The sequence below is a fragment of the Pseudaeromonas pectinilytica genome, from assembly GCF_054780855.1.
Genome location: NZ_BAAGVN010000352.1, coordinates 17100 through 41335, shown reverse-complemented (window position 1 = coordinate 41335; position 24236 = coordinate 17100). Strand labels below are relative to the sequence as shown.

The 24236-nt window shown below is 59.8% G+C and carries 20 protein-coding genes; 9 read left to right on the top strand and 11 right to left on the bottom strand.

The features are described from left to right. The first annotated feature begins 220 nt into the window (after window positions 1-220). Both ACYVG7_RS18065 and ACYVG7_RS18060 read left to right on the top strand, forming a co-directional pair. Window positions 221-1441: an aldose 1-epimerase family protein gene (locus ACYVG7_RS18065; RefSeq protein ID WP_460884483.1), complete on the top strand. Its 1221-nt coding sequence runs from the start codon at window positions 221-223 to the stop codon at window positions 1439-1441. Between the two features lie 121 nt (window positions 1442-1562). Beyond that, on the top strand, window positions 1563-2006 hold the full coding sequence (locus ACYVG7_RS18060; protein ID WP_460884482.1) for a hypothetical protein: 444 nt from the start codon (window positions 1563-1565) through the stop codon (window positions 2004-2006). A 14-nt stretch (window positions 2007-2020) separates the two neighbouring features. Here ACYVG7_RS18060 and ACYVG7_RS18055 read toward each other — a convergent pair whose 3' ends face one another. Continuing rightward, window positions 2021-2461 (bottom strand): helix-turn-helix domain-containing protein, encoded by a 441-nt coding sequence (locus ACYVG7_RS18055; protein WP_460884481.1) that lies wholly within the window; start codon window positions 2459-2461, stop codon window positions 2021-2023. 114 nt (window positions 2462-2575) lie between these two features. Here ACYVG7_RS18055 and ACYVG7_RS18050 point away from each other — a divergent pair, with 114 nt between their 5' ends. From ACYVG7_RS18050 to ACYVG7_RS18035, 4 genes are all read left to right on the top strand, one after another. Next, entirely contained in the window at window positions 2576-3550 is a 975-nt protein-coding gene (locus ACYVG7_RS18050) for an aldo/keto reductase (RefSeq protein WP_460884480.1), read from the top strand. Further along, the gene (locus ACYVG7_RS18045) at window positions 3547-3984 is read left to right on the top strand and encodes a GlcG/HbpS family heme-binding protein (protein WP_460884479.1); all 438 of its coding nucleotides are present in this window, start codon (window positions 3547-3549) and stop codon (window positions 3982-3984) included. Before ACYVG7_RS18050 ends, ACYVG7_RS18045 begins: the two co-directional genes overlap by 4 nt. Then, on the top strand, window positions 3971-4867 hold the full coding sequence (locus tag ACYVG7_RS18040; protein WP_460884478.1) for an aldo/keto reductase: 897 nt from the start codon (window positions 3971-3973) through the stop codon (window positions 4865-4867). Before ACYVG7_RS18045 ends, ACYVG7_RS18040 begins: the two co-directional genes overlap by 14 nt. Before the next feature lie 131 nt (window positions 4868-4998). Continuing rightward, entirely contained in the window at window positions 4999-5469 is a 471-nt protein-coding gene (locus ACYVG7_RS18035; RefSeq protein WP_460884477.1) for a hypothetical protein, read from the top strand. A 12-nt stretch (window positions 5470-5481) separates the two neighbouring features. On the opposite strand, the gene ACYVG7_RS18030 is transcribed toward ACYVG7_RS18035, so the two are convergent. The 4 genes from ACYVG7_RS18030 to ACYVG7_RS18015 all read right to left on the bottom strand — a co-directional run bounded on the left by ACYVG7_RS18030 (window position 5482) and on the right by ACYVG7_RS18015 (window position 10187). After that, window positions 5482-6189, bottom strand: coding sequence for a DUF3142 domain-containing protein (locus ACYVG7_RS18030; protein ID WP_460884490.1), 708 nt, complete (start codon window positions 6187-6189; stop codon window positions 5482-5484). A gap of 62 nt (window positions 6190-6251) precedes the next feature. Continuing rightward, a complete protein-coding gene (locus tag ACYVG7_RS18025) occupies window positions 6252-8387 on the bottom strand; it encodes a hypothetical protein (RefSeq protein WP_460884476.1) in 2136 nt (711 codons plus the stop codon). A gap of 110 nt (window positions 8388-8497) precedes the next feature. Further along, window positions 8498-9349 carry a ModD protein gene (gene modD, locus ACYVG7_RS18020; RefSeq protein WP_460884475.1) on the bottom strand — a complete coding sequence of 284 codons (852 nt, stop codon included), beginning with the start codon at window positions 9347-9349 and terminating at the stop codon, window positions 8498-8500. A gap of 19 nt (window positions 9350-9368) precedes the next feature. Further along, the gene (locus tag ACYVG7_RS18015) at window positions 9369-10187 is read right to left on the bottom strand and encodes a TOBE domain-containing protein (protein ID WP_460884474.1); all 819 of its coding nucleotides are present in this window, start codon (window positions 10185-10187) and stop codon (window positions 9369-9371) included. A gap of 217 nt (window positions 10188-10404) precedes the next feature. Here ACYVG7_RS18015 and ACYVG7_RS18010 point away from each other — a divergent pair, with 217 nt between their 5' ends. Then, window positions 10405-10833, top strand: a complete 429-nt coding sequence (locus ACYVG7_RS18010; protein ID WP_460884473.1) for a TOBE domain-containing protein — start codon at window positions 10405-10407, stop codon at window positions 10831-10833. Between the two features lie 431 nt (window positions 10834-11264). On the opposite strand, the gene modA is transcribed toward ACYVG7_RS18010, so the two are convergent. Next, window positions 11265-12026 (bottom strand): molybdate ABC transporter substrate-binding protein, encoded by a 762-nt coding sequence (gene modA / locus ACYVG7_RS18005; RefSeq protein ID WP_460884472.1) that lies wholly within the window; start codon window positions 12024-12026, stop codon window positions 11265-11267. 445 nt (window positions 12027-12471) lie between these two features. Here modA and modB point away from each other — a divergent pair, with 445 nt between their 5' ends. Both modB and modC read left to right on the top strand, forming a co-directional pair. Continuing rightward, window positions 12472-13149: a molybdate ABC transporter permease subunit gene (gene modB / locus ACYVG7_RS18000; RefSeq protein ID WP_460884471.1), complete on the top strand. Its 678-nt coding sequence runs from the start codon at window positions 12472-12474 to the stop codon at window positions 13147-13149. Window positions 13150-13152: 3 nt separating this feature from the next. After that, window positions 13153-14229 carry a molybdenum ABC transporter ATP-binding protein gene (modC, locus tag ACYVG7_RS17995; RefSeq protein ID WP_460884470.1) on the top strand — a complete coding sequence of 359 codons (1077 nt, stop codon included), beginning with the start codon at window positions 13153-13155 and terminating at the stop codon, window positions 14227-14229. A 60-nt stretch (window positions 14230-14289) separates the two neighbouring features. On the opposite strand, the gene ACYVG7_RS17990 is transcribed toward modC, so the two are convergent. From ACYVG7_RS17990 to glmS, 5 genes are all read right to left on the bottom strand, one after another. Further along, complete coding sequence (locus tag ACYVG7_RS17990) at window positions 14290-15483, bottom strand: hypothetical protein (RefSeq protein ID WP_460884469.1); 1194 nt, start codon at window positions 15481-15483, stop codon at window positions 14290-14292. A 71-nt stretch (window positions 15484-15554) separates the two neighbouring features. Continuing rightward, window positions 15555-17897: a TOTE conflict system archaeo-eukaryotic primase domain-containing protein gene (locus ACYVG7_RS17985; protein WP_460884468.1), complete on the bottom strand. Its 2343-nt coding sequence runs from the start codon at window positions 17895-17897 to the stop codon at window positions 15555-15557. A 49-nt stretch (window positions 17898-17946) separates the two neighbouring features. Then, on the bottom strand, window positions 17947-19215 hold the full coding sequence (locus tag ACYVG7_RS17980; protein ID WP_460884467.1) for an ATP-binding protein: 1269 nt from the start codon (window positions 19213-19215) through the stop codon (window positions 17947-17949). A gap of 1 nt (window position 19216) precedes the next feature. Next, the gene (locus ACYVG7_RS17975) at window positions 19217-22063 is read right to left on the bottom strand and encodes a TrlF family AAA-like ATPase (RefSeq protein ID WP_460884466.1); all 2847 of its coding nucleotides are present in this window, start codon (window positions 22061-22063) and stop codon (window positions 19217-19219) included. Window positions 22064-22387: 324 nt separating this feature from the next. Then, complete coding sequence (gene glmS, locus ACYVG7_RS17970; protein ID WP_460884465.1) at window positions 22388-24217, bottom strand: glutamine--fructose-6-phosphate transaminase (isomerizing); 1830 nt, start codon at window positions 24215-24217, stop codon at window positions 22388-22390. Window positions 24218-24236: the final 19 nt, after the last annotated feature.

The window sequence follows — 24236 nt, the reverse complement described above, 5'->3', positions numbered from 1 at the left end:
GGAGCCACCACATCTGGTACTGCGCTCTTGCTCACCTGAAATCGTTATCAAAGCAGCTGCGATCCAGCACAAATTTCAGCCTGCGGATCCCGGTTTTTTCTGGCTGCTGACTCACAGAAGCATCATGTGAGCCTTGTTACCGACACGGCAAGTTCCTAGTGTATAAACATTGCTGAAACGATTCATCTGTCAGCAAACAACCACATAAGGAGCACTTGTCATGTTAAAACCTGTTTCTGCCGCCATCCTGTTCGCCATCGGTTCCTTCGCTGCCCAAGCCGCCGAATTCGTTCTGAGTGATGCCACCACCGGTAGCGATGTCGGTAACTGGAAGGTCAGCAGCGAATCCCTCGGCATCCAGAGCAAGACCCCCTTCACGCTGGAAAAACGCCGTCTGCATGGCGGCAAGCAGGAAGGGGTCGATGTCCTGTTGATCAACAACGGCGTCATGGAAATCACCCTGGTCCCGACCCGCGGCATGGGCATCTACCAGGTGACCAGCGGCGATCTGCGCCTGGGCTGGGACTCCCCGGTCAAGGAGATCGTCAACCCGGCGAATATCGATCTGGAAAGCCGCAACGGCCTGGGCTGGCTGGATGGTTTCAACGAGATGATGGTGCGCTGCGGCTATGAGTGGACCGGCCACCCCGGTGTCGATGACAACGGCCAACTGCTAAGCCTGCACGGTCGCGCCCAGAACACCCCGGCTTCCACCGTCAAGGTGATCATCGACGAGCAGCCACCCTACACCATCCATGTCCGCGGTCAGGTGGCCGAGCGCACCTTCAAGAAGACCAATCTGGTGACCTGGACCGAGCTGAGCGTCGCCCCGGGCAGCAATCGCTTCGAGCTGCACGACGAGCTGACCAACTTCGCCGACTACGAAGATGAATACCAGATCATCTACCACAGCAACTTCGGCACCCCGCTGCTGGAAGAGGGCGCCGTCTTCACCGCCGCCGCCACTGAGATTTCACCGTTCAACGACTACGCCAAGGCGGGTCTCAAGGATTGGCAAACCTATCTGGCCCCGACCAAGGGTTATGACGAGATGGTGTTCAACCTGAAACCGAAGGCCGATGCGGATGGCAACACCCTGGCTGTATTGCACAATAAATCGGGAGAAAAGGGTGTCGCGGTCGGTTACAACGTCAAGCAGCTGCCGGTCCTGACCCTGTGGAAGAATACCGATACCAAACAGCAAGGCTATGTCACCGGCATCGAACCGGGTACCAGCTACGCCTACAACACCAAGTATCAGCGTCCTCTGGGTCTGGTGCCGAAACTGCAACCGGGGCAAAGCCAACGCTTCGATCTGAGCTACACCCTGCTGCGTAGCAAGGCGGATACCGAACAGGCGCTGGCCGACGTAGCCAAGATCCAGGGCAAAGAGCCGGTCAAGCTGGTCAACAAGCCTCTGGTCGATTTGAACAAGAAATAATAGCGGGTTACCGGACAGCGGCCCGCAAGGGCTGCTGTCTCAAAACAATTCGAAAACTATTCCATATCTTCCTGTTTCGGCTAGTCTTTTGATAAACAACTCACCGGGCCGCCATTTCCTCATGCCACTTTCGCATACCCCGGACAATCAACTGCAACACGGTTATTACCAGATCGAACGTCTGGACACACTGCTGCGTCTGACGATCGCCGAAGGCATCAATCGGGAGCTGGTACTGCAATACCAAACGGACGTCGCTCGCCATGTCGAAGCCTTGCGCGGCCAACGCTGGGGGGTGCATCTCATCATCGACGGCAATGTACTGATGACACCCGAGGCTGCCGAGGCGCTGATCGAGATTACCCGTAGCCATCAACCTCTGGGACGTTGCGGCACCGCCATCCAACTGCGCCATGGCTCCGTCAGTGGCCTGCTCAAAGCCTTCTGGGGCAACATCTACCAGGCATCAGGGATTCCCTATGCCTTCTTCGAGAACCGAGCCGACGCCGAACAGTGGTTGCAGCAACAAATCGCCAGTGAGCAAGGCCGGTTATCGAAAGAATAGGCCCGCTTCACGCTCTAATGACATAACCCCATCAGGTGACGGGCAAAGTCACGGGTAGCGGCACTATCCAGCGAGCCATCGGCACGCTTGGTGGTGCGCAAGTACTGATACAGCGCCACCAGCAACTTCAAGGCTTTTTCGTTGGAGAGCGGCGTGCCGGGATCCAGCTGCTCCAGCGCCAGCATCAGCGCCTCTTCCAGCGCCTGCATGTCCACCACCTCGGCCTGTCGATACTGGAAGCCGTGACCGGTGGCCAGCCACTCCAGCGAACAGTTGGCCTGACGAGCAATCTGATTGGCGCGAGAGAGGGTCGGCTCACTGCCATTGAGATACTTGCGGATCATCGCCTCCGACAGGCCGACCCGCCGGGAGAATGCCGACACGCTCTCGCCAGCAATCAGTTGCCGCAAGCGGTCGGCAAAGCTGGTTTCTGGTTCTGATTGGCAATCTGACATCATGTCTCCCGTCGTTGGTTTGAAATCTCGTACTTTAGTATTGCTTTCTCGCACCAAGGTACGAGAATATGCGGCCTGCGCTAGTTTAGCAAATTCATCATCGAGGAGCGGATTATGTCGAACGCATTTGTGCTGCAACAGCGGCTGCCCAGTAGCAGCCGCCTGGTGTTCGGGTGCATGGGATTAGGCGGCAGCTGGGACCAGCAGCCAGTGACCGAAGCCCATATTGCCCACGCCCAAGCCGCTGTCGAAGCAGCGCTGGAGATTGGAATCACTCTGTTTGACCATGCCGATATCTACACCCTGGGTAAGGCCGAGCAGGTGTTCGGCACCCTGCTCAAGCGCGATCCCTCGCTGCGGGATCGCATCTTGCTGCAATCGAAATGCGGCATCCGCTTCGGCGATGAACAAGGCCCCAAGCGTTACGATCTCTCCCGGGATTATCTGCTGCAGAGCGTGGATGGCATCCTCTCCCGACTCGGCGTCGACTATCTGGACACCCTGCTGCTGCATCGCCCGGATCCGCTGATGGACCCGGCGGAAGTGGCCGAAGCCTGGCTTCGCCTCAAGCAGAGTGGCAAGGTACGGCATCTCGGGGTCTCCAATATGCACAGTGGCCAGATGGCGCTGTTGCAGAGCTATCTTCCGGAACCCCTGATCGCCAATCAGTTGGAGATGAGCCTGCTCAAGCATGACTGGGTCGACAACGGCACCTGCTTCAATGATGACCAGGGCAAGGGAGCCCGAGTCTGGGGCGACACCCTGGAGTATTGCCGTCAACACCAGGTCCAGATCCAGGCTTGGGGCTCGCTCGGCAAAGGCTGGTTTGGCGGCGCCGCACCTCAGGATGCGCCCCCGGCGGTCCATGCCACCGCCGCCCTGGTGCAGCAGCTGGCACAGCAGCATGGAGTCACCACCGAGAGCATAGTGTTGGCCTGGCTGATGCAACATCCGGCTGGCATTCAGCCGGTCATCGGCACCAGCCATCCAGAGCGGATCCGCGCCTGTGGCGCCGCCGAGCGCGTCCAGCTCAGCCGCGGCGACTGGTATCAGTTGTACGTCACCATGCGCGGTCGGGAGCTACCATGACCTTCGACCATTCCGTATTGCACGAGGTGCTTAGCTCCCGGCTGGATCGCCAGCTCGCCGCCGCAGCACCCATTGCGCTGGCGATTTGCGATAGCCATGGCGAGCTGCTCTATTTTATCCGCCAGCCTGGAGTCGGCCTGCACAGCGGTGTGCTGGCGCAAAACAAGGGCTACACCGCGGCCCGGGATCGGCAAGCTACCCGGGATCTGGGCAACTGGAGTCGGGAATCCGGCCGCGCCCTGCCCTACTGGAGCGATCCGCGCTTCACCGGCTTTGCCGTTGGCGTGCCGCTCTGGCATGAGGGTGTGGTCCTCGGAGCCATCGGCGTCAGTGGCCTGAGCGAAGAGGAAGATCATCGCCTGGCCACCGAGCTGACCCATGCCCTGGGTCAGCACCTCATCAGCAACGGAGATCTCAACCGTGGAATATCGTGATTTGGGCAGCACCGGATTACGAGTCTCGGTGCTGGGATTGGGCGCAGGCCAGATCGGCGACGCTCGCCTCGATGAGACGGAAGTGGCCAGACTGCTGCATTTTGCCGTCGATCAGGGCATCACACTCTTCGACACCGCCCGCGGCTATGGCCTCTCCGAGGAGCGCCTTGGCCGTCATCTTGGCCACCAGCGTCAGCATCTGGTGATCTCCACCAAGGTCGGGTATGACATGGCCGGTCACGCCGACTGGAGCCCGGGCTGCATCCGGGCCGGCGTCGATGCGGCCCTACAGCGCCTGCAGACCGACTATCTGGACATAGTCCATCTTCACTCCTGCTCGCTGGCCGTATTGCAGCAGGGCGATGCCATCCGGGCGCTGCAAGATGCACAACAGGCCGGAAAAATCCGAGTCATCGCCTATTCCGGCGAGAATGACGAGCTGGCCTGGGCGGTGAATTCCGGTCTGTTCGGCAGTGTCGAGCATTCGCTAAGCCTGTGCGATCAACGAGTCATCCAGCAGAGCTTGCCCCAGGCCAGCGCCGCCGGGCTCGGGGTGATCGCCAAGCGTCCGGTCGCCAACGCGCCCTGGCGTTTTGCCGCCTGCCCGGTTGGGGACTATGCCGAAGAGTACTGGTGGCGCTGGGATACCATGCGCCAGCGGGATCCGGACCTGCTACCACCCGGCCTGGAGTGGCAGGAGCTGGCCCTGCGTTTCAGCGCCTATACCCCGGGAGTGAGCAGCATCATAGTGGGAACCGCCAACCCGGCTCACCTGCACCACAACGTGAGCCTGCTGAACGGCCCTCTGCCCGATGACGAGTATCGCCGCCTGCGCGAAGCCTTCCACCGCCAGGATCCGGGCTGGTGGGGAGGGCAAGTCTGACAAACGCGGCAAGGTCCGAATCACCGGACCCTGCTGCGAGTTCTGGGTGGGCCTGGTTTTATCCTGCCGCCGCCCATCCTGGCGTTCCGGGCCTATACTCGAAACACTCGTTTCCACTCTCAGGCTCGCGTATGGTCACCAAGGCACACGGTCACTCGACGGTCCACTGGATTGGCAATGTCTGTATCTCCATTCTCGATGGTGCCTTCAATCAGGAGGGGGCCGCCGACTGGGTCGAGCAGTTGCAACAGACCTGGATGCAGCAAGGCCAGCCCACCCCCTGGGCTCATGTGGTGGATATGGATGGCTGGCTCGGCCGTACTCCGGAATCAACCGAACTGATGCGGGAAGGAATCGCCTGGGCGGAACGCCATGGCCTGCGCTGTACTGTGCTGGTCATGGCTCAAGGCGCGAAAAATATCTTCTTGAAGATCAATCAGGCCACCCATCCGGTGATAGTCAAGGATGCGGATGTCACCATCTGCGAAAGTCATAAACAGGCGATCGAGCTCCTGCACCAGCGGGGATTTATCGTCAGCCTGCTGCAATTGTCATCCCGCAAGCGCATTCGCCATACCACCAGCAAACCCCATCACTCGTGAGCGGATCGCCATTCAGCGGGAGTTGAGCAGAAACACCACCTCGCCGCGATAATTGGGTTGAGAGGCAAACTGCCGCTGCCACTCCGGGTTCCAGACGCCATCCTGCACCAGTCCCAACTTGAAGGGCAGCGTCAGCCGCTTGAGGGCAGGCAGGTACTGTTCATAGTGCTCCACGGTGGTCCGGCCGCGATAGGTCTGTACCACCAGCTCATCCACCACGCCGCTCAGGCCGTTGAGGGTGGTGACATCCCCATTGGCCCCCCAATCCAGCAGCCCTGTGATGCCGAGCTGACAATCGGCGGGCAACTGCCGCCGCAGCCCGCGTAAGAAGTTGGCATAGGCCGCCAGCTGCGGCGTCGCGGCATCAAAATCAATCTGAATGCCGATCACCCGATTGCCTTTGGCCTGCCAGGCGGCGCGCTGACGCAACAGATCGCGGACCACACCCGGTTGCCAATCCAGAGTCGCGACCCGATAGCTGAGCCAGAGCTCCGGCACCTTGAGAGGGGAAGGCGGTAGCCCTTGCGGCTGCAAGCGCGCCTCTCCCCCGTATTGGCTGATGTGCCCCTGCAGCAGATAGAGCCGCTGGGCCTGATGCAGCACCGGCTGTGGCTTGACCGCGGCCCACAGCCAGAACTGGCGATAGAGCGCCGCGTCGACCCGGATCGGGTGATCCGTCGCTGGTGCAACCACAGCCGCAGAGGAGGCATCTGCTGCCATCCAGCCCCACCACCCGACCATCAGGCTGCCCAGAACCAGCAGCCCGACGCTGCTACCGCGACTCACCAGTAGTACTTCAACTGTTTCGCCCAGACCGAACCGGCATAGCTCTGCTTGAGGGTATTGAACCAGCGTTTACGCTCCGCCTTGGGGATCTCTTCGCTGCCGCAGTGGTTATAGCCGCTGCTGGCAAAGCAGTTGATGGCGCGGAACAGGGCATAGCTACGCTCCTCGGCGGGAGCTTTGGGGTCGGCGATCACCTGTTGATACAGCGCCAGGCGCCCGTGGGCCGCACCAGCAAAGCGATCCGGTGCGCCACCCAGCAGGGTCGCTCCCGGCTTGCTGCCCAACGGCGACTCATCCCAGCCCTGACGATAGAAGAACTCGCCCAGGCAATTGAGGGCCTTGGCCGCCGGCTTGCCCCCAGCCTGGGTGCTGGCCAACTGGCTTATTGTCTCGCTCAAGGCCGGACAGCTATAGCCCTCCTCGTTGCTCGCCCCTTGACTGAAGGGGGCCAGATCGAAGGGCTTTTGAGCTGGAGCCTGAGCCAGCAGAGCCTGATCCTGCAGGAAATCAGTGTAGTAACCGCGGTTGAGATCCTTGACCAGCAGGGTATAGAGCGCCGTATTGCGCAGCTCGTGACTCCCCCCCCCGTCGGCACTGACCTGGCGCAACAGCGGCGCCGAGGCACTGAACCGCAGCAGCGGATCCCGCAGCTCATCCCGGGTCACCAAGGACCCCGCAGCAAACAGGCTGGCCAGCTTATCCGCCCGCTCCAGAGTCATCGCCAGAGCCAACTGCAGCAGTTGCTGTTGCAGGGCATCGGGTTTGGCGGCCAGCAGTTGCTGCCAATGCGCCTCCGCCTGGGGCCATTGCTGCTGGGCCTGCAGCGCCATGCCACGCAGCATCTGGCGGCTGAAGGCCAGCAGATCCAGCGGCCCGGAGCCTTGAGGCGCGGCGATCGCCTGCACCACACCGGCATAATCCTTGGCCACATAGTAACGATGAGCCAGTTGCAGATACTCCCACTGTGCCGACAGCCCCGCCGCCGCAAATGCTGCCTGCTGGGCGTTCAGCTCCTCGGTGGTCAGCGGTTGCCAGCTCTCTTCCCACTCCGGATGAAGTCGCAGGCGCTTGAGATCCTGCACCAGCAAGAACAGCGGCGAGGTCACAGGCGTCTTGTTGGCCAGCAACTTGAGATCGATCTCGTTCCACAGCGGCAGCCCCTCGTCTACCTGGGTACTCTGCAGCGCCTGTTCATAGAGGGCAGCCAGCTTGGCCCCGTCGTCCTGCAGCCAATAGACCCGGCGATATAATCCCTGGGCCGAGGCGGCGTACAACCCCTGCGGATAGGCCGCCAGGTAGTGATCCAGCGCCTGCCCGGCGGTGACCAACGGCGCCTTGTCCACCTTGCTGGCATCGAAGAAGCCGTACTCATCCAGCGCATTGGCCTGTGCCTGATTGATAGCGACACGAGCCAGAAGATAGCTGGCGGTCTCTTTCAACCAGGGCTGCTCCTGCTGGCTCAGGGCGGTGAAGCGGCTCTGGGCTTCGGCAAAATCCCCCAGATAGAAGGCACGCGCCCCGCGCAGATAGTCGCTGAACGGAGTCGCCTCCGCCGCCGCTGGCAAGGCCGTGAAATCAGGCAGGCTATCGCTCTGACACAGGCCGATCAGCGCGACCCGCGCCTCGGCCAGGGCTTGCTGCTGCTCGGCGGGCAGACCGCTGGCTTGCAGTGCCCGCAAGAAGGGCTCCGCCACCTCGGGACGATTCAAACCACAGCGCCCCTCCAGCCAGCCGTTGCCCCGCTCATGGGCAGTCGCCAGAGTCGCAGGCTGGACGCCCAGCGTCTGGGCCAGGGTATCCAGCGCCGAGGCCGCATCCGGTGCAGCTGGCGTCATGGGTTCGGGAGAGAGCAATTCGGAGACCGCAAAGGGGACCGATAACGGGCGCGATTGCCGGGTCTCGGGATCCTGCCCCTGCAAGAGGGATTGCCCCTGCGCCTGGGTCAGCAGCGCTAGTGTGATGCGGGTGTCATTGTCCGCCGCCAGAAACGGCAGGCCGGTCAGGCCACACTGCTCGGCGGTGAGTTGCAGGGTCTGTGGTGGTGAGCAATCCACATCAGCGCAGCCCCAACTCGGGCCGCTGGTGGTCCATAGTGCCAACCCGATCAGGGTGCCTATCGTTGTCTGTTTCATCGGTAACTCCCGAGCCCGTGCTTGTTGTCGTTTGAATCGGCATTAATGGGAGTCGATTATGCCCTCAGGCAGGAGTTTCAGCCACCGGCGAGCTCAGAAAACCGCACGACTCAGACCATCGAGAAGGTCACCTGCACATCTTTGGGCGGGGCCTGATAGGGAGCGCTGCTGACCAGCACCTGAGCGCCGGTGGCAGCATAGACCTCGGCATTCGCCAGCGACACGCCACCGGCCACCGCGACCACAGGTCGTTGCGGGTAACCCTGGCTAATCTGCACCACGGCCGCCACCTCGGCAGGCGGCAGCTTCTCCAGCTGCAGCACATCGGCCCCCGCTGCTGCCCAGACTTCGGCCTCGGCCCCGGAGCTCACCTCCACCACCAGCTTACGCTCCGGGCACTGCTGGCGCAGGCGAACCACCGTCTGCGCCGCCGTCTCGTCCCCGAGAAACAATCGATGTTCGGCAAACAGCAAGAGGGTCTCGGAGAGCCCCAGACGATGAGGCAGAGCGCCGCCACAGAGAATGGCCTTCATCGCCGCCGCCTTGGTGCCGGGGAAGTTCTTGCGGGTACAAGCCAAAGCAACCTGTGGATTGCCGCGCCGGGCGGCAGCCAGCAGATCGGCGGTGCCCGTGGCCACGCCGGAGAGATACTCCATCAGGGTCTGGGCGGTTTTCCACACCCGATGCAAAGCATCGGCGGGGCCAGCCAGGGTCAGGATCGGCTCCCCGGCCTGCAATCGGGATCCGCTCGGGCGAACGGCTCCCACGGCATTTAACCCGTGCATTTCGCCAAGCCGCCGCGCCTCTTCACTGCCGCACAACACCATGGCGTAACGTGCCGAGAACTGCATCTGGCCACTCTGCTGCCCCAGCTCCAGCACCCAGCTGGTCAGATCGCCATGGGGCACATCGTCACTCAGCAGTTGCTGCAGCCAGCTATCCGCCAATACATAAGGGTTCATGGTCAATCTCCAAAAAAGCTCAGGATTGCAGGCAGAGGATCACCGACGACGCCTTGAAGACGGCACAGGCCTGCTGCCCGACTTGCAACTCCAGCTTGCCGATACTGTCGTGGGTCACCACGGCGCAGACCGTCTTGCCGCTGGGCAGGGTCAGGATCACTTCGGAGTTCACAGGTCCCTCGTGAATTCGGCTCACCTCGCCCCACAGATGATTGCGGGCCGTGGTCTTCACGCGGGTATCGGTCAGCAACAGGATGGAAGAGGACTTGACCATGGCGAACATCTCCATGCCCATCGTCAGCCCGAGGGATTCAGCCGATTCGCGAGTGATCACCGCCACCAGCTCATTCTCGGCATCCAGCCGCAGGCGCACCTCGAAGTCCACCTGGCCACTGCGCATACCGACGATCTCGCCGGCAAACTGGTTGCGGGCACTGGTCTTCATCGACATCCGCCGCAGCAGTTGTCGAAATTGCTGAAAATCATTGTCGGATTCTTCGTGCATGCTGGCGGTAAGTCGATCCAGCGCCGCCTGATACTCGGCCTCCAGCGCTCGATAGAGGGCCACCACCTTCTTGCCATAGGCCGTCAGCTGGGTACCACCCCCCTGTCGCCCACCGGCGCTGCGCAGCACCAGAGGTTGCTCCGCCAGATTGTTCATATTGTCGATAGCATCCCAAGCCGCCTTGTAGGAGAGCGGCACCTTTTTCGCCGCCTGGGAGATGGAGCCATGAATGGCGATGGCCTCCAGCAAGCGGATGCGGGTGTCGCCGAGGAAGGCTCCGAACTCGGTCTCGACCTCTAATTTGGTGCGCAATATGTGTGTGTTTTGCGTCATTGTCGTTATGTCGTCCCTGTTACAACGAAGCCCGCCACCGGATCCAGAATCCGGACAGAACCCGGTTTAGTGGCTAAAAAACCAGTAGCGCTATGGTTGTGATCGACGAACGCAGGCGCGTAGAGTCAATCCGAGCCCAGAAACCACGCTATACCCTCTCATGCATAGCGAAAATCGGGCCAAGTTATCTCGCACCCTAGATCACAAGGAATTCGCCATGAATATCAGCGCACGGAACATCTTCACCGGCACCATCTCCGCCCTCGTCAATGGTGCCGTGAATGCCGAAGTCGAGCTCACCCTGGACGGCGGTGACAAGATTGTCGCCATCGTCACCGAATCCAGCGTCAACAGCCTGGAGCTGGCGGTTGGCAAAACCGCGACGGCTCTCATCAAGGCCCCCTGGGTCATGGTGCTGGCCGGTGAAGCCACCCTGAAATTCAGTGCCCGTAACCAGTTGGCCGGTACCGTCAAGTTCCTCACCAAGGGCGCGGTCAACACCGAAGTCGGTATCGAGCTACCGGGCGGTAACCTGGTCTACTCGGTGATCACCAATGAAGCTGTGCTGGACCTGGGCCTCAAGGAAGGTGTACCCGCCTCCGCCCTGATCAAGGCCAGCCATGTGATCCTGGGTGTCCCGGCCTAAACGCAGCCACTTGCCGCTGCCCGTTTGAGTGCAAAACCATCACGCCAGCCCACAGCTGGCGTGATGTTCTTTCGCTAACTAGCCGTTCCGAATAGTCGATCACTCACGACATCGACTAGGTAGCGCTAAGCTGACCCTCCGCGCCAGGGATGGCGCGGTGGAGCGCCCACGGATCTGTCTCTTATACACATCTTGGGTCGTTTGGTGAGATAAATGCCGAAAAATGACTCGAACAGCTCCTCCCCCTGCCAAGGGGGAGGTTGGGAGGGGGTGGCTCTTGATGTTTCACAAGCCCAAAAGCAAACCCCACCCCAGCCCTCCCCTTGAAAAAAGGGGAGGGAGGGCTTTGCCGCCTTCTGAACGAAGGGAAAACGGCCGATTGCTTCCAGTTTTCCTGAACAACCGGGTGACTTGTGTATAAGAGTTAGCACTCAGTGGATATAGCCGTATTGCGCCATGATCGCCTTGGCCTTATCGCTCTTCAGATAGGCGAGCAAGGCGCTGGCAGCCGGATTGTTCGCACCCTTTTTCAGCAATACAGCGTCCTGATAGATAGGCGCGTAGAGATCCAGCGGTACTTCCCAGGCCGAGCCTTTGGTCACCTTGCCGCCCTTGAAGACTTGGGATAGCGCGACAAAGCCCAGCTCGGCACTGCCGGAATCGACAAACATCTTGGCCTGGGCAATGTTCTCGCCCTGCACCAGCTTGGGTTGCAATGCCGCCGTCAGGCCCAGTTTGGCCATAGTCTCCATGGCCGCCTGGCCGTAGGGCGCTGTCTTCGGATTGGCGATGGCCAGATGTTTAAAGCTGGCCGCCTTGAGCACAGCGCCTTGGCTATCGACCAGCGCCGGATCCGCCGACCATAACACCAGCTTGCCGCGGGCATAGGTGAATTGGGAATCGGTGACGGCCAGCTCGGCCTTGACCAGTTTCTTCGGCGTCTTGCTATCGGCACTCACCATCACCTCGAAAGGCGCGCCATTCTGGATCTGGGTAAACAGCTGGCCGGTAGCGCCCGCGGTAATCACTGTAGTGTGTTGGGTTTCCTTGGTGAATTCGGCGCTGATTTCCTGCAACGGTGCCAGGAAGTTGGCCGCCACGGCGACGACCACCTCGTCGGCCCGGGCTGCAGAAACCTGACCCAGCGTCAGGGCAAAGAGTACAAACGTGAACAGATGTGAGGGTTGTTTCATCAGAAAGTTCCTTTTTGTCTTGTTGTCGTCATTGTCGCTATGTTCGTGTCACCATAACGACAGAATGCCATGATTATCACGAGCAAATTCCGGGAGAGAAGCCGGAGTAAGTCGCACCCCAAGCCAGGCTCCGGCCATAAACGTGGTAAAACAGCAGCCTACAGGGCATAAATCGCCATCTCGTTGCCAAAAATTCACCTCGGCGGGATGCGAGGTGACGACCGGGCCCGAAGCAGAATTGCAAAATAAAGGCCAACCGAACCCGCGTTAGGTTTTTACCTACATAACGCATGGTGCCATGGGAACAGGTTCTGCCTTATCGGATGTGAATTGGGTTCTGGCGCGTATCTTGCTGGACAACTCGCAACGCAGGGCGCGGATCAGGATCGCGCGCTCCCAGAATCACGCTCGGGGATACCCCCGCGAATAACGCAAGGATGCACGGATGTGGTTAACCGATAGTGACTGGCAAGCCATCTTGCTGACTCTCAAGCTGGCGAGTGTCGTCACCTTTATTCTGTTGTGGATTGCGACCCCGCTGGCCTGGTGGCTGGCCCGCACCCGCAGTGGCTGGCGCAAACCCATAGGCGCCATAGTCGCGCTGCCCCTGGTGCTGCCGCCGTCGGTGCTCGGCTTTTACCTGCTGCTGGCCATGGGCCCTCACGGGCCAATCGCGCCGCTGCTGGCCTGGTTCGGCATCGATCCGCTGCCGTTTTCCTTCAGCGGTCTGGTCATCGCCTCTGTGTTCTACTCCCTGCCCTTCATGGTGCAACCGCTCCAGAGTGCCTTCGAAGCCATAGGTGATGCCCCGTTCGAGGCCGCCGCGACCCTGCGCGCCTCACCGCTGGATCGCTTCCTGACCATAGCCCTGCCACTGGCGCTGCCGGGCTTTGTCAGCGCCAGCATCCTCACCTTCGCCCATACCGTGGGCGAGTTCGGGGTGGTATTGATGATCGGCGGCAACTTGCCCGGTATCACTCGGGTCGCCTCGGTGCAGATCTATGACCATGTCGAGGCACTGGAATATGCCGATGCCCACCGTCTGGCCGCCATCATGCTGGTGTTCTCGTTTGTCGTCTTGCTGGGCCTGCACCTCGGGCGCGGCCAAAAAACCCTGAGGTAAACCATGGCTCACACCCCGATCCAGGCCCGGTTTCGCAAGGGCTGGCAAGATTTCACGCTGGATGTCGATCTGCAGTTGCCCGGCCAGGGCATTACTGCCCTGTTCGGCCACTCCGGATCCGGCAAGACCACACTGCTGCGCTGTTTTGCGGGTCTGGGCTCGCGCCCGGAGGGGCGCTGCGTGGTCAACGGCGAGGTATGGCAGGACGAGCAGCACTATCGCCCGACCCACCACAGGGCCATCGGCTATGTGTTTCAGGATGCCAACCTGTTCCCCCACCTCTCGGTGCGCAACAACCTGCTGTATGGCCAGCGCCGCAGCTGCGGCACACCGGCCATCGCCCTGGATCAGGCCATCACCCTGCTGGGTATCGAACACCTGCTGACGCGCAAACCGGCCGAGCTCTCCGGCGGCGAGAAGCAGCGGGTCGGCATAGCCCGCGCCCTGGCGGTCAGTCCGCAACTGCTGCTGATGGATGAGCCGCTGGCGGCGCTGGATCTGGCGCGCAAACGGGAAATTCTGCCCTATCTGGAGACACTGCACGACGAGCTGCAGATCCCCATCCTCTATGTCACCCACTCGCCCGATGAGGTGGCCCGCCTGGCCGACCATCTGGTGGTGATGTCGGGCGGCCGAGCCCTGGCCCAGGGGCCGCTGACCGAGATCCTCTCCCGGCTCGATCTGCCCATCCGGCTGGGGGAAGAGGCGGGTGTGGTGCTGGAGGGCGAGATCTGCGAACGGGATTCCCAGTGGGGATTGATGCGCATGGCATTTGCCGGCGGCTCGCTCTGGGCGCGGGATCAGGGCCATGCCATCGGCCATAAGGGACGGCTGCGGGTGCTGGCGCGGGATGTCAGCCTGTCACTGCAGCATCAAGTCGACACCAGCATCCAGAACCATCTTCCCGGCGTGGTCGATGCCATGCTGACCGATGAACACCCCGGCCTGACGCTGGTGCGCGTCCGCGTCGGCGCGTCGATCCTGATCGCCCGCCTGACCACCCGCTCCGCCCATGAGTTAGGCATACACCCCGGCCAACCCATCTGGCTGCAAGTCAAATCGGTGGCCTTGGTGGAATAGCGGATGGCCACTCGGCCCATATCAGAACTATCAGCCAACCAAGAGGCAGGAATGAGGGAGTCAAAGCGAAATGCCTGTCAGCAGACCCGCCTGCTTGAGCCGGGTAACCCATGCTTTTCTTGTGCCATGCACCTGCATCAGTTTCAGCAACCTGAGCTGGAACTCGGCCTCATGACCGACATGCTTGAGAGCATCATTTAACTCCACAATCAGCCGCAGCGCCTGATCGTAACCCACGCCACTGCCCCGTTGTAGCGAGGTATCGATCTCCTGCCAAACCTGCGCTGACCTGGCAGCCAGTTTGACCAGTTGCACCTCGCGAGCCGCTTTTTGCTTGGCCGCCAACATAGCTTGCGCCGCTTTTTCCCGTGCCAGACGTTGTTCGCGGACCTGCTCAATACCGGCGCCGATCTGGGCAAGAGTGCGTCGCGGCAAGGCCTCTGCACCCGGACGCCGGGCGGCCTGCCAGGCGAGATAGGCTTGTCTTACTCCTTGTTGCGCCTCCTGAGATCGCCCCGCCAGCAGCAGAGCCACACTAGCCCTCAGCGCCTCCAGTGTCTGCTCGGCCAGCCAGAGCCCCATCCCCTCCTCTTCGGAAGAGGGATCTTGTAGCGGCTGGCTGGCCTGGGCGGCGGCAGCCAACCAATCCGGATCCAGTTGCAGATACTCGACCAGCGCCTGTTGGGCAGGCGTCAAACTGACGAGCCCGGCAGGCAAAGGCGGCTCAACATCATCATCCCCCAACACACCGGCACACACTCGCGCCAGCCAACCCAGATAGAGCGGACGAGTATCACCACCGAGCAGCTCATCGCGCAGGGGAAGCAGTCGATTCAGCCACTCAGCCCCCTCTTCGTCACAGAAGCGGTCGCAGTAACCGGAATCATCATTAAAGCGCCACGCCAGAATAATATGTTCAGGGGTGGCGATGACTTCAAGCGCATCCTCAAAACCAGAGCCTGCACTTGAAGGTGACGGCCCGACAAACTCTTGCAACAGGCTCTTGTCTAATGCTGAGAGCGGCAAGCGCAACATCAGGGAACTGCTACCCCAGTTGGCAAAGTAGAGATGGGCATCGAAATAGCGTTTCATCCACGCCTCAGGCTCACCCCTGAAATCGCCCCAATGGTATTCGTTAACGAAACGGTTCGAGGTGATGGAGGCCCGGCTAGAGCAGCGGCGCAATTCGGCCTGTTCGGGTTTGCTCAGCGGCCGCTCCAGCGCCCTGAACTCGTAGTATTGATATTCACTCATGGGTTATCCAAAGCGGTTTTTTGCAGAAGAGAGTGCCGAACAATGACCGTTAAAACAAGTTTCTGCCGGGATTAGGGCATCATCCGATACCCCATGGCTCGGTATCCCCGCTGGCGCTTCTCCCACATGCGCAGCAAGGCCGGGTGACCAGAATCAACGACGTCTATGATTCGCACATTGGTTTTCCCCACATGCTCCCGATGTAGACGCCCAGCATACTGTTGCAGCGTCCCCCGCCAGGAGACTGGCATCGCAAGGATCAAGGTATCCAGTGGCGGATGGTCGAAACCTTCGCCAACCAGTTTGCCTGTCGCCAATAAGCTCCGTGGCGCATCCGGCGGCAACGCATCCAGCTCGGCTACCAACGCCGAGCGCTGGCGTTTTGACATGCGACCGTGCAGCACAAACGGTCGCGGAGTCAGATCGTCAAGGGCAATCCTTATTGCATCAAGGTGATCGGTGCGCTCGGTCAGCACCAGCACCTTTCGTCCCAATCCGATTGCGTTACGTACCTCGGCAGCAATGGCTTCCGTTCTCTCCCGATCATTAGCTAGCTGCCGAAAAATGTCCTGTATGCCTGCTTCTGTGGGTAGTTCGATCCGAGAAAACAACGTACGAGGCACCACCTCCAAATCATGTGGAGCAGTTGCCGGTTTAGCCGCGGTGTGTCGAATCGGCCCACACTGCATAAAGATGATCGGCTGCAAACCATCACGACGGATAGGAGTAGCGGTCAGGCCCAGTACGAACTTTGCCTTTGTTCTTTTCAGAATGGCATCGAAGGAGACGGCCCCGATATGGTGACACTCATCCACTATCACCTGCCCGTAGTTTTCGACTATGGTGTTGACTTCCCCCTGCCGGGAGAGTGACTGCATCACGGCAATATCGATCTTGCCAGTGAGGTTGGACTTGCCGCCGCCAATGCTACCAATCAAACCCTTGCCGACACCGAGAAAAGTCTGCAGCCGCTGATGCCACTGTTTGAGCAGCTCGGCTCTATGCACCAGCACCAGAGTGCTCACTCCCCGACGCGCAATCATAGCGGCGGCAGTGACGGTCTTGCCAAAGGCAGTTGGGGCACACAGTACGCCGGTGTCATGGTGCAACATGGCCGACACAGCGACCTCTTGATCGAGACGCAGCGTTCCTGCGAAAGCCACATTGATAGCCTCACCACCGAAACGCTCTTCAATCAAATTACAAGTGATACCATTGTCCCGCAGTAGTTCGAGTACCGCATCAATACAGCCGCGCGGCAGAGCTATGTGCTGAGGGTAATTTTCAGCGCAACCAATCACCCGAGGCTTGTCCCAAACCGACATTCGCATAGCCTGGGCCTTGTAGAACTCGGGGTTCTGGAACGCAGCCAGCCGGATCAATCGATTGGCCAACGCCAGGGGTAACCTCTCTTTCTCGAAATAGATCAGATTGGACAGTGTCACGTTAAGTGATGTCGGCATCTGTCCCACCAACTTCTTCGTAAGCGATCTATCTCGCTTCCAAGGTGTGACCAGATCCTCATCGTCGATAAAGGTGACATCCAGAGGATGAGCGCTCCCTGTCGCTCGCAGGATCGTTGGCTCAATGTCCTGTGCAGCCATAAGCTGGATACTCACCAGTAATGCCCACTGGTCGGGGTAGGGACGCAGCTCTGTGTCGACAAACACGCTGCAATCTCGTTCTCTTGGCCCCTTCTGTAGCGGCAAGGCGATCAGATTACCGAAGCCGCCTTTAGGCATGGTGTCCTGATTGGGAAACAGTCGGTCGTAGGACTCCAACTTCAGTTGCCTGCTACGAGAGCAGGTATGACTGATGATGGCCGAACCTAGACGCCTAGCATCCCGTGCCAACACCCGACTAGCGAAAAACACCCAGACGTGGGCGCCTTGGCCAGAGCGGGAAATTTCCAGTGCAGCAGGGACACCCAGCTCCTCACAGGAGCGAATTATCGCGCAGGCATCCTCGCGCCAATCGGCCTCATCAAAATCGATGGCCAGAAAATGGCAGGAACCATCCGCCAAGAGCGGATAAACACCCACAGTGTGGCGACCAGCAAGATGATCGTAAATCACATTATCAGACAGGGGGCTCAGCTGGCGGTTGCAGCAGTCGGAACATTTAATGCGCGGTTTTTCACAGATCCCGGCACGCCACTCATTGGCACATGCCGGTGTGTAGCCTGATTTGCCGGTGGTTTTGCTTTCCCAACGGATGGGGTAAACATCGGTACGTCCACGAAACAAGCGGCGAAACAGTGCTACTTTTGCAGAGGTGGAAAGCCGTGATGATTTAAGCCTTCGGGGAGCAGTAGCGGCAGGATCCTGTTGCCGCCACTCGATACCGTGCTGCTCTAACAGGGCAATCAGACGAGCATTTTCAGCTTTTAGTGTGGCTACCTCGTTATTATTCATGCGTCAATTCCGATCGCCTTAAAGCCTAGCGCCTCTTTCCTCTGTGCTTTTACTCATCTACCCTAGGGGGAATGAATGCAGGGATGATTAGCAAAAGCTCTGAATCATCAACCAGACGATACACTGGCCGCTTGCCCGACAATTTTTCGCTCTGCTCCAGAATAATTTGAACACCCTCACCACGTTTATCCATCATTGCACTGCGACCCGTGATGGCTTTGTCAGTATCAGGTACCTGACATTTGGCTAGCAGGCTAGTGATGGCTTCGTTGCGTGCGGCCTGACGGTAGGGAAGGCTGTCCACTGTCATAGTGTTGGGAATGGCGCCGGGCGAATACAGCTCGAGCCTGTCCGCAAACAACCGTAGTCGGATTTTTGCCCCGTGGATGGAGTAATCCCGGTGGGCAACGGCATTCACCAACGCTTCGAAGACTGCTGTCATGTCATATTGCGGCAGATCGTGTCGCCCCTCATCCTTCGAGGCGTATACCTGCATGTTTTTGCGGACGAAGTGGCAGGCCGCCAGCACCTGAGCATCGAGGGGCCCGGTGATGTCTTGAGCATCGAGCTGATAGGCTGCATCACGCTGCGGCAGCACTCCAGTCCCACGGTACGCTACAGCTTGAATAAAGGCATTAGGCAGCCATTGTCTAGGATCAGAGCTGGCCATCAATACGCCGGCAATCGTTGGGCGAATAGTTCCATCGACATCCGGGCGAGCCATGGCGAGTTTATCTAGCAGTACCTCGCGCGCGTCTTGTATGCGCGGGCTGGCAAAGCGTTGCCACAACTCATCGGCAAGGTCGTCCAGTAATGCGCCGGGTACCGGCTGTTCATCAAAGCGGATGATGCGTGCCTGGCTGCGTTGTTGGAACAGCCGCGCCAGATAATCCGGTGCCATCTCGCGCTTGGCGCTGCCCACCCGGTGCAAATAGCCACCGGGGCTTTTATGCACAAACAGACTGCTAGCTACATCTAGCTTCAACACCGGCAGTTGCTCACCGGTTGTACTTGGCAAGGTCAATCGCTCTATGATTGGCGTTAGTGGCGGGATGATGTTGTCCATGCAAATATGTCGGACAAAATCCTCCACCAGATCCAAACGCGCAAGGGGAATGCCAAGTACCTCACGAGCGTCATCCACGCCAAGCACGCATACACCACCACGGCTATTGGCAAAGGCCGCCAGCTCATCGGCTAGAGAATCTCTATGGGGCGCCGATACCTTTTGGCCGGCGAAGCGGACCTCCTTCAACTCCAGATAGGAGTCCTCCCCCAGGCGGATCTTGTCGATCAAGTCGGCAATGTTGTCGAACATATCAAACCTCTCTTCCCAAGCGCTGGTAACGCCGTTCAAACGCTTCTTCGCCGCCTTCCATCACTTGGCATACTTCGCTGCGCATAGCCTGATCCTGCAAAGAGCCGGTCTGTTTCACGCGGCACTGGTGGTTGAAATCCAGCACGTGGATCAGCTCCGCGTCGCCATTGACCACGATATTGGGGTTATGGGTCACGATGATAAGTTGGCGGCGCAGTTTGTTGCGGCGAATCTGCTGGACCACCAGTCCGTAGATCAGGTGGTTGTCCAGATCGTCTTCGGGTTGATCGAGGACCAGCGGCTCATCACCATGCGCCAACAGGAAGGCCAGCATGGCGGCTGCGCGCTGACCGGCAGAGGCCTGGCCGATGGATTGAAAGTCCCGACCATCGCCTTTGCGGCTGTACTCCACTTGCAAACCGTCTTCGGGGAACCAACAGAGGATATGATCGATGAACTCTAAGCGCTTGTCGGCTTCAGCTTTCAAGAACTTATTAAACCAGCCTCCAAACTCCGCACTACCACTACATGCCTGCGACAGGCGCTCTTTTTGCGCCCGTAACCCCTGCTCAAAGGTCGCTGTGTCCCATGCTCCGGTCTGATCAAAAAGAGCAACCATACCCAGCAGGTCTGCAACCAGTCCCTTGGGGGACTCGCCATCTTGCTCTTGATACAGGTCGTCCACATACTTGCCGTCAGCAGCACCGAGCACTTCCCGCAACGAGCGCTCAATGCCCTGCGCATCCCGGCTGTACGGGATCAGCTCAATCTGCACAAAGGGATTGCCTTGCAGCGTTGTCTGTAGGAACGCGCTGCGCTGCGCGCTGATGGCACGGCGCGCGGACTGCACCTGCTCCAGCAACGCCTTGGCTTTTTCGCGCAGGTCCGCGTGCTGCTTCTGCAAGGTCTCCAGTCGCTTCAGCTCGGTTTCCAGCCGCTGCTTTTCCTGCACCAGTCTGCCATATTCACTGGGGTCGCTGACCCCTTGCTGCTGCAAATCAGTCTTGAGGTGATCGTAAGCCGCCTTGGCTGCGCCGATCCGCGCGAACCATTGCGATGCATCCAGCTCTCCCTTCAGGACTTGCCCGCGCGCCTGCAGCGCGCCAGCCGCGCTCTCGACCTCCTGCCTCGCTTTGCCGATGACCGCATGCAACGCTTGTACGAGATTCAATGCTGGAGCATCTTCGTCGGCATCGAACAGTCCTTCCGGCAAGTCTTCTGCCAACAAGTCCCCAGCAATGTCCTTCAAGCGGTTAGCCAGTTCGGCAGAGGTTTCAAACTGACGTTCCAGCTCGCGACTTTGCCGGCTGGTGCGCTGGTAGTTCTTCAGCACCGCCGCATGGTCGGCGCCCTCGAAGCGGGCGAGCTTGCGCTGAATGTCTTGCAGTGAAAGCGTCAACGATTCGCGGCCTTGCAGCTTGCCTTCCAGCTCGCGCATCTGCGCCCGAGCGGCCAGGAAAGCACGCTTGGTCTCTTCGAAGGCTGCCTGCTGCGATTGCGTACAGGCCGCATCGTCGATCACCCTCAGCAGTGCCTGCTGGCTGTCACCGGCCAAGGCCGCTATCTGCCCTTGGCTGAACAGGCGCACTGGAAAGCGTTGTTCAGTGACGGCCTGGCTGGCCGAGGGATTAAAGCTGCTCGTAGCGGCGTCCCATTCCTCCACCACGTGGCCCTGTCCATCCGACTGCCAGATCAGGCGATAGGACGTGCCATCGCGCTGCACTTGCACGTGGATAGCCGTTTCCGCCCGCAGCCCGCCTTCGTCATTGCGGGTCTTGGCGACCTTGTTGAAACGGTTGAAGGTCTGCCCGGCTTCCGAGGTGAGCGACAGCTCCTTTTCCCGCCGATAGGCGAGGCGTAGGGCATGCACTATGGTCGATTTGCCGGTGCCGCGCCCACCGATCAGGGCATTGAAGTAGGGATTGAGCGGCAAGCGTGCAGGTTGCCTGCCACGCCCCATATAGCGCGCGTCGCGGATTTCAATCGACTCGATGAAACGCTCGGGCGTTTTGAACGGATCAAAGCCTACACTCTCATCGCTACGCCGTACAGAGACCTCCTGCCCATCCAGCAGGGCAAGACGCAAACCTTCCAGGCTGGGCGTTGCCATCTTGATCCAGGTGTAGCGCGAACCAGGAACGGCCTCGCCCTGAAAACTGTGGCAATCGCTGCCCAGCACACTGGCAACTCGCAGCTTGAGGTCGTCCATTACCGTAGGCACCGGACAACCGGATGCTGACCACTCCAGCGCTAAGATACCAGGCATTTGCAACACCAGCTTGACGGTGTGGGCATCCAGCAGACATCCGCGGGTATTGGCTGCAACCTGCAACAACCCTTTGTTGTCGCTCGCATGAGCCGGAATGGCGATACCGCCTTCAGCCAGAATTCGATCTACCACCTTGGCGGCACCTTCACGGGTAACACCATCACTGTCACCGCGCGTACCGGAATAATCCACCTTGGCCAGCAGATTGCTAATAGTCTGGCTAGATGTTTCAGGGCCAAAAATAGCCAGCAGATGGAAACCGCCCTGCACGGAAATCTCCACGCCGGGAAACAAGTACAGCTCGCGGAACCCTTCGGGCGTATTGCCAGTATCAGCCTCGTGTTTCATCTGCGCGTAGGCCGCCTTGAGCTTGTCGATCCACTCACCGCTGTTGTGGTCAGTAACAGCAACACAGTCGATTCCGGCAGCCATGTACTTAAGTAGCCATTTCTGTGGTGTCACCTCTTCAGGCGTACCGATGGCATCTTGCCAGGCGAGAGTGTCTCTGGAGGCTGGGGTGTGAGTATGAAAGTCGAATTTCCACCAACGCGCACCGAGATAGGGCCAAGTCTGATTCACGTTGCGCTCCTGATTCTAGTCATTATTGGGGCAATCCTTTCATTAAGCTTTTACTGCAGTGTAGGCGAGGATTGATCGTCTTCCTCGCCGTAAACGACGAGAATCCCGATTGCGTTCGCCTGACTCGCCTCGGCGGATACGACTGGTTTTCTGTGGCGGCACGGCCACTATTCCACGCCACTTTCGCATTTTTGTAGAAAAGCGGTGACTTTTTCTACAAAAAATGGCCGAAAATAAAAAAATGCCTACTTGTTACCAAGTAGACATCATCTATCAAAAAAACCAAAGCATCAACACAAAAAATAGCAAAATCAATATGTTAGATCACTCCACCGTAACCGACTTGGCCAGGTTGCGGGGCTGGTCGACGTCGGTGCCCTTGATAATGGCGACGTGGTAGGAGAGCAGCTGCATCGGCAGGGTGTAGACGATGGGGGCGATCACTTCATCGACCCGTGGCATCGGCATCACCCGCATGGTGGCGTCGGAGACAAAACCGGCTTCCTCATCCGCAAACACATACAGGATACCGCCGCGCGCGCGCACCTCTTCGACGTTGGACTTGAGCTTTTCCAGCAGCTCGTTGTTGGGGGCCACGACGATGATCGGCATATCGGCATCGATCAGCGCCAGCGGACCATGCTTCAACTCGCCGGCGGCATAGGCTTCGGCGTGGATGTAGCTGATCTCCTTGAGCTTGAGCGCTCCTTCCATGGCGATGGGGTACTGGCTGCCACGGCCCAGGAACAGGCTGTTGTGCTTGTTGGCAAACTCTTCGGCCAGACGCTGGATCTTGGTATCCAGCGCCAGGGCGCTCTTCACCTTGCCCGGCAGATTGCGCAGCGAGTTGACCAGCGCGGCCTCGGCAGCCCCATCCAGAGTGCCACGGCAACGGCCGATGCTACCCACCAGCATCAGCAAGCCCGCCAGTTGGGTGGTGAACGCCTTGGTGGAGGCGACGCCGATCTCGGCACCGGCCCGGGTCATAAAGGCCAGATCCGATTCCCGCACCAGGGATGAGCCCGGCACGTTGCAGATGGCCAGACTGGACATATAGCCAGACTCCTTGGCCAGACGCAGGGCGGCCAGGGTGTCGGCGGTCTCGCCGGACTGGGAGAGGGTGATCAGCAGGCTGCCGGGACGGGTCACCGACTTGCGATAGCGGAATTCGGAGGCGATCTCGACGTTGCAGGTGACACCGGCCAGCTCTTCAAACCAGTAACGGGCCACCATGCCGGAGTGGTAGGAGGTACCGCAGGCGACGATCTGCACATGCTCGACCTTACCGAAGATGTCGCGGGCGCCGTTGCCGAAGGCTTCCGGCACCAGATGGTCGCCGCTCAGGCGTCCTTCCAGGGTGTTCAGCAGCGCGGCGGGCTGCTCGTAGATCTCTTTGAGCATGTAGTGGCGATACTCGCCCTTGTCGCCGGCGTCGTGGGAGAGTTCGGACTCCTGCTCGGCACGCTCCACCGGATTGCCGTTGACATCAAAGATGGTGACCGAGCGGCGGGTGACTTCCGCCACATCGCCCTCTTCCAGGAACTGGAAGCGACGGGTGACCGGCAGCAGCGCCAGTTGGTCGGAGGCGATAAAGTTCTCGCCGATGCCACGGCCGATGACCAGCGGCGAGCCGGAGCGGGCGACCACCAGACGTTCCGGATCTTCGGCATCCACCAGCACGGTACCGTAGGCGCCCCGCAGCTCCTTGACCGCCTGTTGCAGGGCCGCCAGCAGGGTTGGTGCCGTCTTGCGATAGTGGTGCACCAGATGGACGATCACCTCGGTGTCGGTCTGGGAGACAAATTCATAGCCCAGGCCCTTGAGCTTGTGGCGCAGCTCTTCATGGTTCTCGATGATGCCGTTGTGCACCACGGTCAGGGAGCCGGAGACATGGGGGTGGGCATTGGTTTCGGACGGTTCGCCGTGGGTGGCCCAGCGGGTATGGGCGATGCCGGTGCCACCATGCAGGGGTTGTTCGTCCAGCGCGCGGGCCAGCTCCTGGACCTTGCCCAGACGGCGCACCCGTTGCAGGTTATGACCCTCGATCACCGCCACACCGGCCGAGTCATAGCCGCGATACTCCAGACGGCGTAGCCCTTCGACCAGAATATCCACCACATCACGTTGGGCAACCGCCCCGACAATTCCACACATGCTCAGATTCCTTGTTATT